This window comes from Stutzerimonas kunmingensis (assembly GCF_021432085.1).
In the GTDB taxonomy this organism is placed as follows: Bacteria; Pseudomonadota; Gammaproteobacteria; order Pseudomonadales; family Pseudomonadaceae; genus Stutzerimonas.
This window is the reverse complement of sequence record NZ_CP090366.1, coordinates 3,721,478-3,736,776: the sequence shown is the minus strand read 5'-3', so window position 1 is coordinate 3,736,776 and position 15,299 is coordinate 3,721,478. Positions and strand designations below refer to the sequence as shown.

The window sequence follows — 15,299 nt, the reverse complement described above, 5'->3', positions numbered from 1 at the left end:
TGGCATGCTTACGCTCACTCGGATTCTTGGATCGGCGGTCGATCCGGATATCGGCGATCAGTTGCATCAGCTCGAACATGAGGGCCGCGTCGAGAGCCTTTGGCTGGCACCGGAGGACACGCAGCGGCATCGGCTGCGCCTGCTGAGCGACCAAGGCACTGACTGTGCGATTGCCCTCGATCGCCGCTTGCACCTGTTCAACGGCGCTGTGTTGCTGATCGACGCGCAGCGGGCGATCGTGGTACGCACCCAGGACCAGCAATGGCTTCGTATTGCTCCGCTCGATGCCGAAGCGGCGCTGGAACTGGGTTACTTTGCCGGCAACATGCACTGGGCCGTCCGCTTCGAAGACGGCCACTTGCTGATCGCGCAGAGCGGGTCGCGCGCCGATTATCTTGCCCGTCTCGAGCCGATTCTGGCGGACGGTCGCGCCCAGGTGGTTGAGCCGTGAGCGCCCTGGCCAGTCGCCTGGCCGCGCTCCAGCAGGCCGATAGCTTCTTCCCGGCGGGAACGCTCGGCTGTTCGTGGGGCCTTGAGGCGTTGCTCGCCGACCAATGGCTACCTGCCGTCGAACCGACCGGGCTGCGGCGCAGCCGCCGCGTGCAGCGCCACGAGCGGGGCGATGTGGTCGCGGCTTTTATTCGTTACCAGCTTAGCCACCGCTGGAATAGCTTCGATCGTCCCTTCCTGTTCGCGGCCTGGCAGGGCGCCAATGATGAGGCGGAGCTGATCGAGCTGGATGGTCAGATCGAAGCGATGTCCTTGGCGAAGGAAATGCGTGAAGGGTCCCGGCGCAATGGCGGATCTTTGCTCCGAGTGCATGCCGAGCTCGGCACGCCTGGGGCGGGGCGCCTGCAGCAGTGCGTCGGAGATGGCTCGTTACAGGGACACCTGCCGATCGTGCAGGGCGCGCTTTGGCGCCATCTCGGTCTCGCCTGGGGTGACGCTGAAGTCGCGTCCGTCCACGGTTTCTGCACCACGCTCGCGAGTGCCGCGTTGCGGCTGGGGCTATTCGGCCACGTCGAAGCCCAGCGGGTGCTGGCCGAGGTGCGCGGTGATCTGCTGACCTTGCTCGACAAGCCGCCGCTGGATGTGGCGGATGCCCACAGCTTCGTTCCCATTACTGAAATCGCCGTGATGCGCCATGAGCATCAGGCCCTTCGCCTGTTCTTCAACTGACCGGAGCCGTTCATGCTGCTGACACCTACTGAACTCGAACGCCTGACGCTTTACACAGCAGCCGAAATCGCCCGAAAGCGACGCGCCAAAGGGCTACGCCTCAACCATCCCGAAGCAACCGCGCTGATCGCGGATGAAATCATCGAGGGCGCCCGCGAAGGACGAAGCGTGGCGGAGCTGATCGGCTTTGGCGCCACCCTGCTCGACACCGACGCGGTGATGTCCGGGGTGGCCGAGCTGATGCCGGTTTTGCAGGTCGAGGCGACTTTCCCGGACGGTACCAAGCTGGTCACGGTGCATCAGCCGATTCGGCCGGGGCGGCTGGCGCAGGGCGACTATCGCCGGCCTGGGGAGCTGATCCCCGCTGATGGTGACATCGAGCTGAGTCCCGGGCGTCGCCGCTGCCGATTGAATGCCCTTAATGGGGGGGATCGGCCCATCCAGGTTGGCAGCCATTACCACTTTTTCGAGGTGAACCGGAACCTTCACTTCGATCGTGAGGCCGCGTTCGGCATGCATCTGGACATTCCGGCCGGCACCGCGGTGCGCTTCGAACCTGGCGAGGAGCGCGAGATCGAGCTGGTGGCCTTCGGCGGCACCGGCGAGGTGTACGGCTTCAGCGGCCTCACCAATGGATCGATCGCCGATCCGGCCTGCAAGGCGGCCGCGTTGCAGCGAGCCCGCGATAAAAACTTTTCGGGAGCTTGAGATGACCAGAATGAGCCACAAGGCCTATGCGGAAATGTTCGGCCCCACGACCGGCGATGCGCTGCGGCTAGGCGACACCTCGCTGCTAGCGGAAGTCGAATTCGACCATGCGGTGCCGGGCGACGAATGTCTGCATGGCGGTGGCAAGACCCTGCGCGATGGCATGGGCTTGATGCCGGGGCACGACAGCGCCGACGGCGCGCTGGACATGCTGCTCTGCAACGCCACCATCATCGACCCGGTGCTGGGTGTGGTAAAGGGTGACATCGGCATAAAGGAAGGGCTGATCGTGGCTGTCGGCAAGGCCGGCAACCCGCAGGTGATGGATGGCGTCACGCCCAGTCTGATCTGTGGCGTATCGACCACCGTGCGTGATGCGGAAGGAATGATCGTCACGCCGGGCGGAATCGACGTTCATGTGCATTTCGACTCGGCGCAGCTGTGCGAGCACGCGTTGGCCTCGGGGCTGACCACACTGATCGGGGGCTCGCTGGGACCGATCACCGTCGGCATCGACTGCGGCGGCGAATGGAACGTCGGCAAGATGCTGCAGGCCTCGGAAGCCTGGCCGATCAACTTCGGCTTCCTCGGCCGCGGCAATTCGAGCAAGCCCGAATCGCTGCTCGGCCAGCTGCGTGGCGGCTGCCTGGGTCTGAAGATCCACGAGGATTGGGGTGCGATGCCTGCGGTGATCGATACCTGCCTGAGCGTGGCCGACCAGTACGACTTCCAGGTGCAGCTGCATACCGACACGCTGAACGAGTCCGGCTTTCTCGAAGACACCTTGGCCGCCATTGGCGACCGCACCATTCATATGTACCACACCGAAGGGGCGGGCGGCGGGCATGCGCCAGATATCATCGCGGTGGCCGGGCGGGACAACTGCCTGCCGTCGTCGACCAATCCGACCAACCCCTACACGGTGAATACTTTCGACGAACACCTGGACATGATCATGGTGTGCCATCACCTGAATCCGAATGTCCCGGAGGATGTCGCCTTCGCCGAGTCGCGGGTCCGCGCTCAGACCATCGCGGCTGAGGACGTGCTGCACGACCTCGGCGCGATTTCGATGCTCGGCTCGGACAGCCAGGGCATGGGCCGTATAAATGAGGTCATCAGTCGGACATGGCAGCTCGCCTCGAAGATGAAAGATCAGCGCGGTCGGTTGCCGGAGGAAAAGACGCGGATCGGCGACAACGAGCGGATCAAGCGGTACATCGCCAAGTACACGCTCAACGCCGCGAAGGTGTTTGGCATCGACCGCTACGTGGGGTCGATCGAGCCCGGCAAGCTGGCAGACCTGGTGCTGTGGCGGCCAGAATTCTTCGGCATCAAGCCGGAGGTAGTGATCAAGGGCGGTTTCATCGTCCATGCAGCAATGGGCGACTCAGCGGCCTCGCTGTACACCTGCGAGCCGCTTGCCATGCGCCCGCAGTGGGGCGCCTTCGGGGAGGCGCAGAAGGGGTTGTCGGTCAACTTCGTCACCCAATTGGCCATCGACCACGATGCCCGGTCACGGCTCGGGCTGCGCAAGCAGCTGCTTCCCTGCTCCGGCACCCGGACTCTGCGCAAGTCGGACATGCTACATAACGATGCCTGCCCGGCGATCACGGTCAATGCGCAGACGTTCGAGGTCTTCGCTGACGGCCAATTGCTGACATGCGACCCAGCCAGCGAACTGCCACTCACCCAGCGTTACATGCTGCGATAGTGATAAAGGAGAGCCAAGTGACCATGCCACTGCCCGATCACCCCTCCATTCTCTCGGCCGATCCGGCCGGGGGCCACTTGGGCGCTGCCCGTGTCGGCATCGGCGGCCCGGTCGGTTCCGGCAAGACGCGCCTGCTCGAGCGACTGATCCCGCGCTTGCTTGAGCGCAATGTGAAGCTCGCCGTCATCACCAATGACCTGGTGACCCGCGAGGATGCCGAGCGTATCCAGCGCAGCGGGCTGATCGACCCGCAACGGGTGTGTGCGGTGGAAACGGGCGCCTGCCCGCACACCGCAATACGGGAGGACCCGACGGTCAACCAGCAGATGGCTGACGAGCTGGAACTCGCCTTTCCGGGGCTTGAGTTGGTACTGATCGAGTCGGGTGGAGATAACCTCGCTTCGACCTTTTCGCTGGATCTGGTGGATTTCTGGATCTTCGTCATCGACGTCTCGGGCGGCGATGATATTCCGCGCAAGCGCGGGCCTGGTGTGCTGGGTTGCGACCTGCTGGTGATCAACAAGCAGGACCTTGCGCCATATGTCGGTGTGGACTTGGAGCGCATGCGCCGGGAGGCTGGTGAAGCGCGTGGTGACAAGCCGGTGCTGTTCACCAACTGCGCGACGGGCGAAGGCGTCGATGCTGTGGTCGACGCGATCTGCTCCGCTGTGCTGTTTCACGCCGCATGAACGCGCCAATGCCAGGAGTTGCTTCCTTGCTGCCGGTGCAGGCGCGCCTGGCATTTACCCGCTCCCCCGATGACGTGACCTTCCTTGCCCGCCAGCAGGTGGGTTATCCCTACCACGTCGGGCGGGTGCTGCGACTGCCGGCCGACCCCGCGCCGATGGCAACGGTTCTGCTGCAGTCCTGCTCAGGCGGAATTTTCGAAGGTGAAGACTTGGGGCTTGCCGTCTCGGTCGGATCGGGTGCGATGGTGCATCTGTCCACCGGCGCTTCGACAATCGTTCATGGTATGCAGGGTGGCTCGGCCCGCCAGCGCATCTGCCTGGAGGTCGGCGCGAATGCCCTTCTCGAATACCTGCCCAAACCGACAGTCCTGTTTCCCGGTGCGCAATTACTGAACGAGGTCGACGTAAGCCTGAACCCCCAGGCGAGCTTGCTTCTTTGGGATGTCTGCCTAGCCCATGGGCCGGGCGGCAATGTTGAGCGCTTCGGTCATTACCACAGCGTGACACGGGTCCGTGATTCAGATGGGCGCCTTCGGGTTCTCGATCGAATGCGCATCGAAGGCGCTGACCTAAGCGAACCTCGGGTTGGGATAAACGGAGGGTTCGGCACGCTGGGCACATTTTTCATTTTCACTCGAAAGGTAAATGCAGCTTTATTAACCGAATACGTCCGCCAGGTTTCATTCAGTGATGACGAAATCTATGTCGGCACAAGCGAGTTACCTGGAAGTTGTGGCATATGGGTCCGTGTCATAGCTAAAAGCGCTGTGGCCATGACGCGACAACTAAACGATATCCGATCCTCGATCCGTCCTTTGCTGATGAAACCTTTGGAAGAGGATCGTCTAGCAAGAGAGTATTAACATGAAAGTTAGCTGCTCGCCATAATCATCCGCCGATGAAGGCCATCGATTTATTAACCCAAAATGTTTTTGGGTTAGCTTCGCTTTCAAAGAAGCGGTTGGGGCTTTCGTTAAAATAATAGCTCCTTGTTTTATCAGGGGTTTTAAAGAGTAAACTTTTCGAGCAGGCTCTCGAAGAGCAAGTCTTTCTTTGCTAATTTTTATTATATTTAATACTTGTAAGCAATTGGTGCATGCCGCACTTATTTGGGGCGCGGGCAAGCTGGGAAAAAGCTGCGTAATGATCTTTCTAAGCGCTTGTAAGTTGGGATAAAGGTGCAAAAACATTAGAGAAAATAAATTATTGTGGGGTTCTTGGTTTTTGGCACGGCTGCTGCAGTTGGTTTCAGTGTAACTAACGCCTCATATTAAAGACTCGTCAGAGGATCAAGGGAGCGATATTCATGAGCACTACAAGACGCCGATTTCTCCGTAATGCCTCACTTACTGCGGCGGCAGCGGTTGCCGCGCCGAGCATCCTTATTCCCTCCGCGCGCGAGGCGTGGGGGGCAACGCTTGATCCCGGCAAGCCGATCAAGGTCGGCATTCTGTTCTCGCTCACCGGCGGTCTGGCGGTGCCGGAGGAAGACTCGGCCCTGGTCATGCAATACGCCATCGACGAGATCAACGCGGCGGGGGGCATCAATGGGTCGCCAATCGAGCCGATCATCATCGACGCCAAATCGGACATGAACGTCTACTCGGAGAAAATGCGTGAGCTGATTCTGCGGCACAAGGTGATCTCGGTGTTCGGCTGCTATACCTCGGCGAGCCGCAAGGCCGTGCTGCCTACTGTGATGAGCCAGAACAACCTGCTGTTCTACCCGACCTGCTACGAGGGAGCGGAGTGCACGCAGAACACGGTCTGCACCGGGCCGCTGGCCAACCAGCATTCCAAGGATCTGATCCCTTACATGGTGCAAAACTTTGGCAAGCGGGTGTTCTTCGTCGGCTCCAACTACGTTTGGCCGAAGGAATCGAACAAGAACGCGCGGATCTCGCTGGAGCAGGCGGGTGGCGAGCTGCTGGGCGAGGAATACATCCCGCTGGGTAGCTCCGAATTCGGCCCGGTTCTGAACAAGATCCGTGCAGCCAAGCCCGATTTCATCTTCTCTACGGTAGTCGGCTCCTCCGATATTGCATTCCATCGCCAGTTCCGCCAAGCCGGCTTCAGTGCGGACTCGATGCCGATCGCCTCGCTGACCACCGGCGAGATCGAAACCCGTGCAATGGGCAACGAGTATGGCGCGGGTCACTTTCTCTCGGCGCCCTATTTCCAAGCGCTAGACAATCCGACCAACCAGCGTTTCGTCGAAAACTTCCTCAGCAGTAAATACGGCAAGAACGGCACCACGCACTACAACATGGAGGAAACCTACACCTCGGCGTATGTGTTCAAGGCCGCGCTGGAAAAGGCGATTGCGCAGCACGGCCTGGAAGACGTAACGCCCAGGTTGATTCGCGATGCCGCTGCGGGAGTGCGCCTGGAAGCAGACATCTCTCCGGAAGGCCCTATCTGGATCGACGAGCAGAACTTCAACGCGTGGCTGGTCCCGAAGATCGGCCAGTGCCAGTCCGACGGCAGCTTCAAGATCGTCAAGCACGCCAGCGAGCACGTCGCGCCCGAGCCTTTTTCGATCTACCCGGATTCTGGCATCTGCACGGCCGAAGGCCTGAAGTTGCCGAACGGCTCGGTTCGAAAGAACGTGATCTGACGATCTTCACACGGGCCGGTTTGCCGGCCCTTCCGTACTGAAAGAGGAAGAAGCATGGACTTCGCGTGGGTTTCCTTCGCAAATTCGCTGGTGCTGGGGTTGAGCATCGGCAGCATATGGCTGATCGCCGCGTTGGGCCTGACCATCATTTATGGCACGGCGGGCGTAATCAACATGGCCCATGGCGAGTTCATCATGCTCGGGGCCTACAGCGCCTACTGCCTGCAGGCGTTTCTGGGCGTGCCGTTCCTTTTATGCCTGCCACTGTCCTTTGTGATCGTCGGGCTGATCGGTCTGGTAATCGAGAGGGTACTGATTCGATACCTCTATGCGCGTCCGCTGGACACGCTGCTGGCGACCTGGGGAGTCTCGCTGGTACTGATGCAGGGCATACGCATTATTTTCGGCAGCGAGCCCAAGTACATCAACATGCCAGAGTTTCTTTCCAGCAATGTGATGTTGGGACCGCTGAGCCTCTCGGCCTTCCGCATCTTTCTGGTGTTTGGCGCGGTGTTGCTGGTCGGTGCGATCTGGTACCTGTTCTACCGTACCCATTTCGGCATCAAGATTCGCGCGGTCACCCAGAACAAGGAGATGGCCGCCTCGTTCGGCATCAATTCGAGCCGGATCTACATGTACACCTTTGCCCTGGGCTCGGGGCTGGCGGGCCTGGCCGGAGCGCTGTTTGCGGCATTGAACATCGTCCTGCCGACCATGGGCGCCGGCTATGTGGTCGAGTCGTTCCTGGTGGTGGTCACCGGAGGCGGTGCGTTGGCCGGCAGCGTGGCGGCAGCGGCGCTGATGGGCGAGATACAGTCCGTGTTCGCCTTCATCTTCAATTCCACCTTTGCCCGCTTCCTGCTGTTCATTCTTATTGTGGTTTTCCTCCGATTCCGTCCGCAGGGACTGTTCGCTGCCGGAGCCACACGCCGATGAGCGCATACCGCCCAACCCTACCTGCTGCAATGGAGGCGAAGTCAATGCCAATCCGCAATCTCTACCACGACAAGCGTGCCCAATGGGCACTCTACCTAGCCTTTTTCGGTGTGCTCGCACTGGTCATGTCTACCGTCGAAGACGCGTTTCTGCTCAACCAGTTCGCGGTCTACGGGGTCTATGGCCTGCTAGCGATGTCGATCAGCCTGTGCTGGGGCATCGGCGGCATCCTGAATCTGGGCCAGGGTGTGTCCTTCGGGCTCGCGGCTTATTGCACGGCCATGACGATGCAGATGCAGTCCCAAGATCCGGACATGAACCCGGTCCCGCCGTTCATGCTGAACAATGGTCTGGAGCAGCTGCCATGGTTCTGGGAGCCGTTCTGGAGCACGGGCGGGGGGCTTTTCCTGGCACTGGCGGTACCGACGGCGTTCTGCCTGTTGTTCGGTGGGCTGATGTTCCAGGCCCGCGTCTCCGGGCCGTTCTTCGCGATCATGTCGCTGGCCATGCTCAGTGCGATCTACACCCTGATCATCGACGTACAGCCCTATACCAACGGCGTCAACGGGATCAGCCCGCCCATGCCCCTGGAAGTCTTCGGGACCATGCTCGATCCCTATTCTTCGACTGCATTCTGGCTGGTGTTCGTCCTGCTGGCCGGGCTGACCTTGCTGGCCAAGTTGCTGACGCAGAGCAAGTTCGGGCAGGTCGTCAAGGCGTTGAAAAGCGATCCGGAGCGGGTGCGCTTCCTCGGCTACAGCGTTGCGCTGTACGAGACGCTGATCTACACCGTCTCGGGCTTCATCGCGGCGGTGGCCGGCTGCTGTTTCGCCTTGCTGGTGCAGTACGTGTCGCCCGCGCAATTCGACGTAGCCTTCAGTATCACGATAGTGATCTGGGCGGGTATTGGGGGGCGCCTGTCGCTCTTGGGCGCGATCATTGGTGCCTTCTTGATCCAAGGCGGGCAGAGCTATCTGGGCGACTCCTTCCTCAACAGCTGGATTCTGATCCTCGGCTTCTTTTTCATCCTGGTCGTGCGCTTTTTGCCGAGCGGGCTGGCAGGCTTGCTCGAGATGACCCTCGCCCGGGTTTCACCCGCACGTTCGAAAACCCGCGAATCGGTTAAGTCGCGGTCGCTCAAGGTAGGAGGTTGACATGCCGGGTGTATTGGAAATTCGCGAACTGCACAAAAAGTTTGACACACACCATGTAATCCGCGGCTTCAGCCTGGATGTGGTGGAAGGCACCTTGTCCTGCCTCGTTGGTCCCAACGGCGCCGGCAAGACCACGCTGATGGACCTGATCAGCGGACGTTTGAAACCCACTAGTGGAAGCGTGAATTTTCGCGGCTTTGAGCTCACGGGCATGAGTGAGAACCAGATCGCCAAGTGTGGCGTGGGGCGCAAATTCCAGGTGCCGGCGGTGTTCAAGAGCCTGTCGGTGGAGGACAACCTGGAAGTGGCCTACAGCCACGTGACCAACCCGATCCGCAACATGTTCCGGTTCAGCGATGAGGCCATGAAGCGGCGCCTGGACGAAGTCTGTTCGCTGGTCGGCCTGCAGGATCGGCTGCACATCGAGGCCGGGCTGCTTTCCCATGGCGAAACCCAGTGGCTGGAGATTGGCATGGTGTTGATGCAAGAGCCGCAGTTGCTCCTGCTCGACGAGCCGATTGCGGGCATGACGGAAGTCGAAGTGGAGAAAACGGCGCGTCTGCTCCGGGAGATCCGCAAGAGTGCCACGCTGATCGTGGTCGAGCATGACATGGGCTTCGTCCGGCAGATCGCCGACGTGGTTACCGTCATGCACATGGGTAGTCTGCTGGCGCAGGGGCGCATCGACGAGATCGAGGCTGACCCCAAGGTTCGTGACGTCTACTTGGGGACCGAAGAAGAGGAGGTTGCCTGATGCTGATGAACCTCGACAGGGTGTCTTCCTTCTATGGCAAGACGCAGATCCTCCGGGATATCTCCTTCGACCTGAAACAGGGCTCGTGCCTGTGCGTGCTGGGGCGCAACGGGGTGGGCAAGACTACCTTGATGCGAACCATCATGGGGCTGGCCGATCGCACCACCGGGAGCATCAAGATGCTTGGGGAGGAGGTGGGCTACATACCGACCCACGCACGTAGCCGCCATGGCATCGGTTACATCCCCCAGGGGCGGCAGATCTTCGGCAAGTTCACGGTGCGGGAAAACATCCTGCTGGGGTCGTTCGCGCGCCCCGATGGCAAGACCGAAGTGCCCGACTTGTGCCTGGAACTGTTTCCCTATCTGGCAGACAACCTCGATCGCCGCGCCGGGCTCCTTTCCGGCGGCCAGCAGCAACAATTGGCTATTGCCCGGGCGCTCGCCGTCAATCCGAAAATGCTTTTGCTGGACGAACCTACCGAAGGAATTCAGCCCAACATCGTTGCAGAAATCGGCAATAAGCTACGGATGTTGAACAAGGAACACGGCATTACCTTGATTCTCTCCGAGCAGCATATAAAAGTTGCGCGTTCCTTGGGTGACGATTTTCTGATGATGGATAACGGAAGGATCGTCGCCAACGGCTCTATCGACCAACTGACCGATGAGTTGGTGGAAAAGCATCTGACTGTTTAGAAAGCTGTTCGGATTTAGTCTTGATCACAAGAGGAGAGGAAAGATGATATCGATACCTGACAAGGGCACACCGGAACGCGACGCCATGATTGAAGAGCATCGCCGGTGTGTTGACTCCATGAAAGGCGTGGCGGGGTTCTCCGTCGTACGCTGCGCGACGCCGGGTGATACTACCGATATCAGCGGGGGCTGGATCGACCACCCCGATCTGCGGCGGGTACTGTTGCGCATGCGTGGCGAAAGCGTGGCCGGGAAGCTGATCATCGTTTGCACAAAGATCGAAAAGGAGTGGCGTATCGCGCGGCTCTCGGGCATTCGTGGAGTGCCCCCGGTATTCGTCAATGACAAGGTCTACGACGACGAGCAGGAAATTCAGCATGACATCTTTCTCATGCGACTTGATGAGCTGCCCAAGGATGCCGGTATGCCAGAGCATTATCACGAAGGCTGGAAGCGCAAGGATGACAACTGGCCGATTACCTGACACTGATATATTTCAGTTCATGTAAGCCCGCTTCGATAAGTTAACTGAAACCGTTGCCGACGCGGCTCATAAGTTGAGCCGCCCGGGCAGCTGCGTGCAAAAATAATGGAGCCATTAGAATGACTGCAATGAGATTGACCGGATATGCCGATAAATTTAGTGTGCATCCCGGTGAAGCTATCAAGTTCTATATCAACTGCGATGGTCCTGAGAGTTTTCAAGCCGAAATCGTCCAGATGATCCATGGGGACACCAATCCACGAGGCCCGGGATTTATCGAGAAGGCGGTACCCGGCGCTTTTAAGGGCGAGGTGCAGGGTCGCAAGCAGATCATACATGGCGGTTCCTATGGCTTTGTCGCCGATGCCAAGCCGTTGCAGGTCGAAAGCTTTACGCTTCAATGCTGGGTCTGGCCGACCGCGCCAAAGACCCACCCGCGCTACTGGAAGCATGGACCCCAGGGACTGGTGACCAAGTGGTCCGGTGGAGAAGGCTTCGGTCTGTTCATCAACGAAGACGGTTGCGCCGAGTTGCGCATCAATGATCACAAGATCAGCACGTCGTTGCCGCTGCGGGACCATGCCTGGCACTTCCTGGCCGCGACCTTTGATGCCGCCACGGGAGAGGCGATCCTCTACCACGAACCGCAGATCATGTATGCGCTGGACCCGGTCATCGAGCCGGTCCGCGAAACGATTTCCACCCGGATCGTGCACAAGCCGATTCCGCTGGCAATTGCGGCCTATGTAGAGGCGGCCGATGGCGGCCCGCTGGCCAGGTCTTCGCTTCCTTCCGGCGTGGTGTTTGCTGGCAAGTACAACGGCAAGATCGATTCGCCCCGTCTGTGCAACCGCGCATTGAGCCGCTTCGAGATCGAGGCAATGAAGCAAGGCGCCCAGCTGGGCATGACCGAGCGACGCAGCACCGGCCCGACCGCCGAGCTGTCCGAATGCATCGTGGCAGCATGGGACTTCTCCGAAGGCATCAACACCATCGTGGCCAAGGACAACGGTCCGTATCACCTCAATGCACGCCTGGTGAACTGTCCGACGCGTGCACTGACCGGCCACAACTGGTCCGGCACCGTATTCGACTGGAAGCAGTCGCCCAAGGAATACGGCGCGATCCACTTTCATGACGACGACGTCGATGACGCGCGCTGGGAGGTCGACTTCGAGTGGCAGGTGCCGGCCGACGTCAAGAGCCGTTTCTACGCCGCTAAACTGACCACCGCCGACGGCGACGAAGACTACATCCCGTTCTGGGTTGTGCCGGAAATCGGCAAGGAGCAGTCGAAGATCGCGGTGATGGTGCCGACCATCAGCTATATGGCCTATGCCAACGAACACGTGGCCTGCAACGCCGGTGGCGCGGAGCTGTTCGTCTACCGAGTGCCGATCATGCAGCACCAGAACATGTACCTGGCCGAGCACCGCGAGTACGGCGGGTCGATATACGACACCCATACCGACGGCAGCGGTATCTGCATGTCGTCGCGGCTGCGCCCGATCCTCAGCATCCGCCCCAAGTACGATCACTTTCTGGCCCAGGCGCCCTGGCAATACCCGGCCGACCTGCACCTGGTCTACTGGCTGGAGACGATGGGCTATGAATACGACGTGTTCACCGACGAGGACGTGACCTACGAAGGGCTCGCCCGGCTGGAGAACTACAACGTCATCATCACCGGGTCGCACCCCGAACATAACAGCGGCACCCAGCTCGATGCGTTGCACAACTACACCCAGCGCGGCGGCCGACTGATGTACATGGGGGCCGACGCCTGGTACTGGGTGCATTCGTACCACCCCGCCTACGAGGGCACCGGCCGTGGCGTGATCACCGAGATGCGCCGATGCGAGTCGGGCATCCGCACCTGGCGTGCGGACCCGGGCGAGTACTACCACCAGGGTACCGGCGAGCTCGGCGGCATGTGGCGTTACCGCGGCCGCTACCTGCACTCGGTAGCAGGTACCGGCATGTCATCCGAAGGCTTCGACATCTCCTCCTACTATTCGCGTACGCCGGACAGCAATGACCCGCGGGTCAGCTGGGCGTTCGAGGGCATCGACTACGACGAGAAGCTCGGCAATTTCGGTCTGGTCGGCGGAGGAGCGGCGGGGCTCGAACTGGACATCGTCGACACCATGCTCGGCTCGCCGCCGCACACCCTGACGGTGGCGACATCGGCCGGGCGTCACACCGAGGCCTACCTGCTGGTCATGGAGGACTTCGGCTTCAACCAGCAGGGCCTCGATGGCACCGTGCACCCGCGTGTGCGCTCGGATATCGCCTATCACGAGACGCCCAACGGCGGCGCCTGCTTCGCCTTCAGCTCGATTGCCTTCTGCGGCTCGCTGCCCTGGAACAATTGCGACAACAACATCTCCCGACTGGTGAAGAACGTACTGGACCGCTTCTCGATGGACGGACCGCTGCCGTCGCCGCCCTCGGACGCGATTCAGTACCGTGGCCGCGCGGACTACGATGCACCGGAAGACCGGCATCGTCGGCGCAGCTGAGCGTACCCGGAGGGGTCGATCCCCCTCCGGCTTTCACGAAAACGGGAGTAACGACATGTCGCGTCGACCAGAACTTGGCTATTTCGAGGGCGGAGTGGATCTGTGCGCCTCGGAAACCTACGCCGACTGCATCGCCCAAACGGGGCCTGCGAGGCTGTTACCGCTGGCTGCCTACCGTTCGTTGAGTTTCGCCTACCTTGAGGACGAGCGGATCTGGACCCGCGACTGGGTCTGCATTGGCACCCAGCGGGACGTTCCGCACCCGGGCGACCTGCTGCCTTACACGCTGGGCAACCACGGCATCCATGTCCAGCGTCAGGAAGACGGCTCGCTGCGTGGTGCCTTCAACAAGGCGCAGCATGGTGGCTGTCGCGTCGTGCCGCTGCAGTGCCAGGGTGGCCGCAAGACCAGCTGTTCCTTCACTTCCTGTGGCTACAGCCGCGACCGCGGTCCGATTTCAGCCGATGAGCTGGGCGATGGCGCTTCGGCGATGCACCAGTACCTCGGCCTACGCCCCGAGCGCCTGTTGCCGGTGCGGGTGCAGATTCTAGGCGAGCTGATCTTCGTCAACCTCGATCCTGAGGCGCCGCCGCTCGCCACGACCGACCTGGGGGCGCGCTCGGCCGTGCTGGAGGCCGCGGCCACCCGCGTCGTGCATTGGCGCGAGTATGACGCCGACTGGAAGTTGCTCGGCCAGCACCTGCTGGAGGCCGGGCCGGGGCGCTCGATGATCCGCGGTGACGATATTTTCGAGGTGCGATCCGATGCCATGCTGGCCTTCTGGGGTTTTCCCAACCTGCTGATGCTGGCGCAGGGCAACGAGACCTGCCTGGTGCTGCTGCAGCCCACCGCACTGGGCAAGACACTGTGTCGCATACATCTGTTCTCCACCGCTGCGGTGGCAGGCGGCGATGAGCAGGGCATGAGCGATCGCTGGCTGGGACTGATTAACCAGCGTGGCATGCGCGCTGTCGCCTTCTGCGCTCAACTGGATCGGCCGATTCCGGCGAGCATCAACGAAACAACCCCCCAAACCGATCCCGCCGGCCGCTGGGCTCAAGCCTGCCTGGTGCGCCGGATCACGGCTGAGGCGCGCTACGAAGGTGACTTGAAACTCTACGGCAACGTGAGGAATTACTTGTTATGAACATCCCATGCGATACGCCTCTCGGCGGCCAGCCCACACTGGCGATCGCCGAAGCGCGCTACAAAGCCGGGGATTATCCGCAGGCGCTGCATCTCTTCCGTCAACTTGCCGAGGGCGGTGACAGCACCGCGCAGATGTGGGTCGGGGCCTGCCTCGCCGGAGGACAGGGCGCCCCGGCATCGCTCAGTCAGGCCTTCGAGTGGTATCTCCAGGCGGCGCACGGTGGGCACTCCCAGGCGCAGACCAATGTCGGCGCCATGTTGCTGATGGGGCAGGGCTGCGAGGTAGATGTCGCCACCGGCCTGGATTGGCTGGAACGGGCCGCCGCCGCCGACTGCGGTGCTCAGTTCAACCTGGCGGCGCTGTATTCCAAAGGCGAGCAAGTCGAGCAGGACCACGCCAAGGCTGCCTACTGGTACAGGCGTGCGGCCGAGCAAGGGCATTACCCGTCCCAGGCGCGGCTGGGCTACCTGTACCTGCAGGGGCAGGGCGTGTCGAAGGATCGCGTCGAGGCCTTCGCCTGGCTGTCGATGGCCGCGCAGCACGGCGTCGGCACTGCGCTGGTCCAGCTTGAGCGGGTTATCGAGCTGATGTCTACCGAAGAAAAGCAGTGCGGCATGGAGCTGGTCGAGCAGCGGCGCCAGCGGCTCGGAGATGCCGGTTCTTCTGCGCGCCTTCAACCGATACCGGGGTAACT

15 protein-coding genes are annotated in these 15,299 nt (G+C 61.0%); all 15 read left to right on the top strand.

Going from position 1 to position 15,299, the window contains the following annotated elements:
• Positions 1-4 precede the first annotated feature (4 nt).
• The 15 genes from ureE (at position 5) to LW136_RS17695 (ending at position 15,297) form a co-directional block, all read left to right on the top strand.
• Positions 5-451, top strand: coding sequence for an urease accessory protein UreE (gene ureE / locus LW136_RS17765; protein ID WP_128710017.1), 447 nt, complete (start codon positions 5-7; stop codon positions 449-451).
• Positions 448-1,179: an urease accessory protein UreF gene (locus LW136_RS17760; RefSeq protein WP_128710018.1), complete on the top strand. Its 732-nt coding sequence runs from the start codon at positions 448-450 to the stop codon at positions 1,177-1,179. The genes ureE and LW136_RS17760 overlap by 4 nt, the downstream gene beginning before the upstream one ends.
• Positions 1,180-1,191: 12 nt before the next feature.
• Positions 1,192-1,887 (top strand): urease subunit beta, encoded by a 696-nt coding sequence (locus LW136_RS17755; protein ID WP_128710019.1) that lies wholly within the window; start codon positions 1,192-1,194, stop codon positions 1,885-1,887.
• A gap of 1 nt (position 1,888) precedes the next feature.
• On the top strand, positions 1,889-3,601 hold the full coding sequence (gene ureC / locus LW136_RS17750; RefSeq protein ID WP_128710020.1) for an urease subunit alpha: 1,713 nt from the start codon (positions 1,889-1,891) through the stop codon (positions 3,599-3,601).
• Between the two features lie 23 nt (positions 3,602-3,624).
• Complete coding sequence (gene ureG / locus LW136_RS17745; protein WP_128710045.1) at positions 3,625-4,290, top strand: urease accessory protein UreG; 666 nt, start codon at positions 3,625-3,627, stop codon at positions 4,288-4,290.
• Between the two features lie 35 nt (positions 4,291-4,325).
• Positions 4,326-5,153 carry an urease accessory protein UreD gene (locus tag LW136_RS17740; protein WP_234175277.1) on the top strand — a complete coding sequence of 276 codons (828 nt, stop codon included), beginning with the start codon at positions 4,326-4,328 and terminating at the stop codon, positions 5,151-5,153.
• A 443-nt stretch (positions 5,154-5,596) separates the two neighbouring features.
• Positions 5,597-6,907 carry a transporter substrate-binding domain-containing protein gene (locus tag LW136_RS17735; protein WP_234173299.1) on the top strand — a complete coding sequence of 437 codons (1,311 nt, stop codon included), beginning with the start codon at positions 5,597-5,599 and terminating at the stop codon, positions 6,905-6,907.
• Between the two features lie 54 nt (positions 6,908-6,961).
• On the top strand, positions 6,962-7,843 hold the full coding sequence (gene urtB, locus LW136_RS17730) for an urea ABC transporter permease subunit UrtB (RefSeq protein ID WP_128710023.1): 882 nt from the start codon (positions 6,962-6,964) through the stop codon (positions 7,841-7,843).
• Between the two features lie 44 nt (positions 7,844-7,887).
• Positions 7,888-8,997, top strand: coding sequence for an ABC transporter permease subunit (locus LW136_RS17725; RefSeq protein WP_128710024.1), 1,110 nt, complete (start codon positions 7,888-7,890; stop codon positions 8,995-8,997).
• A gap of 1 nt (position 8,998) precedes the next feature.
• Positions 8,999-9,751 carry an urea ABC transporter ATP-binding protein UrtD gene (urtD, locus tag LW136_RS17720; protein WP_234173296.1) on the top strand — a complete coding sequence of 251 codons (753 nt, stop codon included), beginning with the start codon at positions 8,999-9,001 and terminating at the stop codon, positions 9,749-9,751.
• Positions 9,751-10,449, top strand: coding sequence for an urea ABC transporter ATP-binding subunit UrtE (urtE, locus tag LW136_RS17715; RefSeq protein ID WP_128710026.1), 699 nt, complete (start codon positions 9,751-9,753; stop codon positions 10,447-10,449). The genes urtD and urtE overlap by 1 nt, the downstream gene beginning before the upstream one ends.
• A gap of 85 nt (positions 10,450-10,534) precedes the next feature.
• Positions 10,535-10,933, top strand: coding sequence for a N,N-dimethylformamidase alpha subunit family protein (locus LW136_RS17710; protein WP_234173289.1), 399 nt, complete (start codon positions 10,535-10,537; stop codon positions 10,931-10,933).
• A 119-nt stretch (positions 10,934-11,052) separates the two neighbouring features.
• Positions 11,053-13,455: a N,N-dimethylformamidase beta subunit family domain-containing protein gene (locus tag LW136_RS17705; protein ID WP_234173288.1), complete on the top strand. Its 2,403-nt coding sequence runs from the start codon at positions 11,053-11,055 to the stop codon at positions 13,453-13,455.
• 55 nt (positions 13,456-13,510) lie between these two features.
• The gene (locus LW136_RS17700) at positions 13,511-14,602 is read left to right on the top strand and encodes a Rieske (2Fe-2S) protein (protein ID WP_128710028.1); all 1,092 of its coding nucleotides are present in this window, start codon (positions 13,511-13,513) and stop codon (positions 14,600-14,602) included.
• Entirely contained in the window at positions 14,599-15,297 is a 699-nt protein-coding gene (locus LW136_RS17695) for a tetratricopeptide repeat protein (RefSeq protein ID WP_128710029.1), read from the top strand. The genes LW136_RS17700 and LW136_RS17695 overlap by 4 nt, the downstream gene beginning before the upstream one ends.
• The last annotated feature ends 2 nt before the right edge of the window (positions 15,298-15,299 follow it).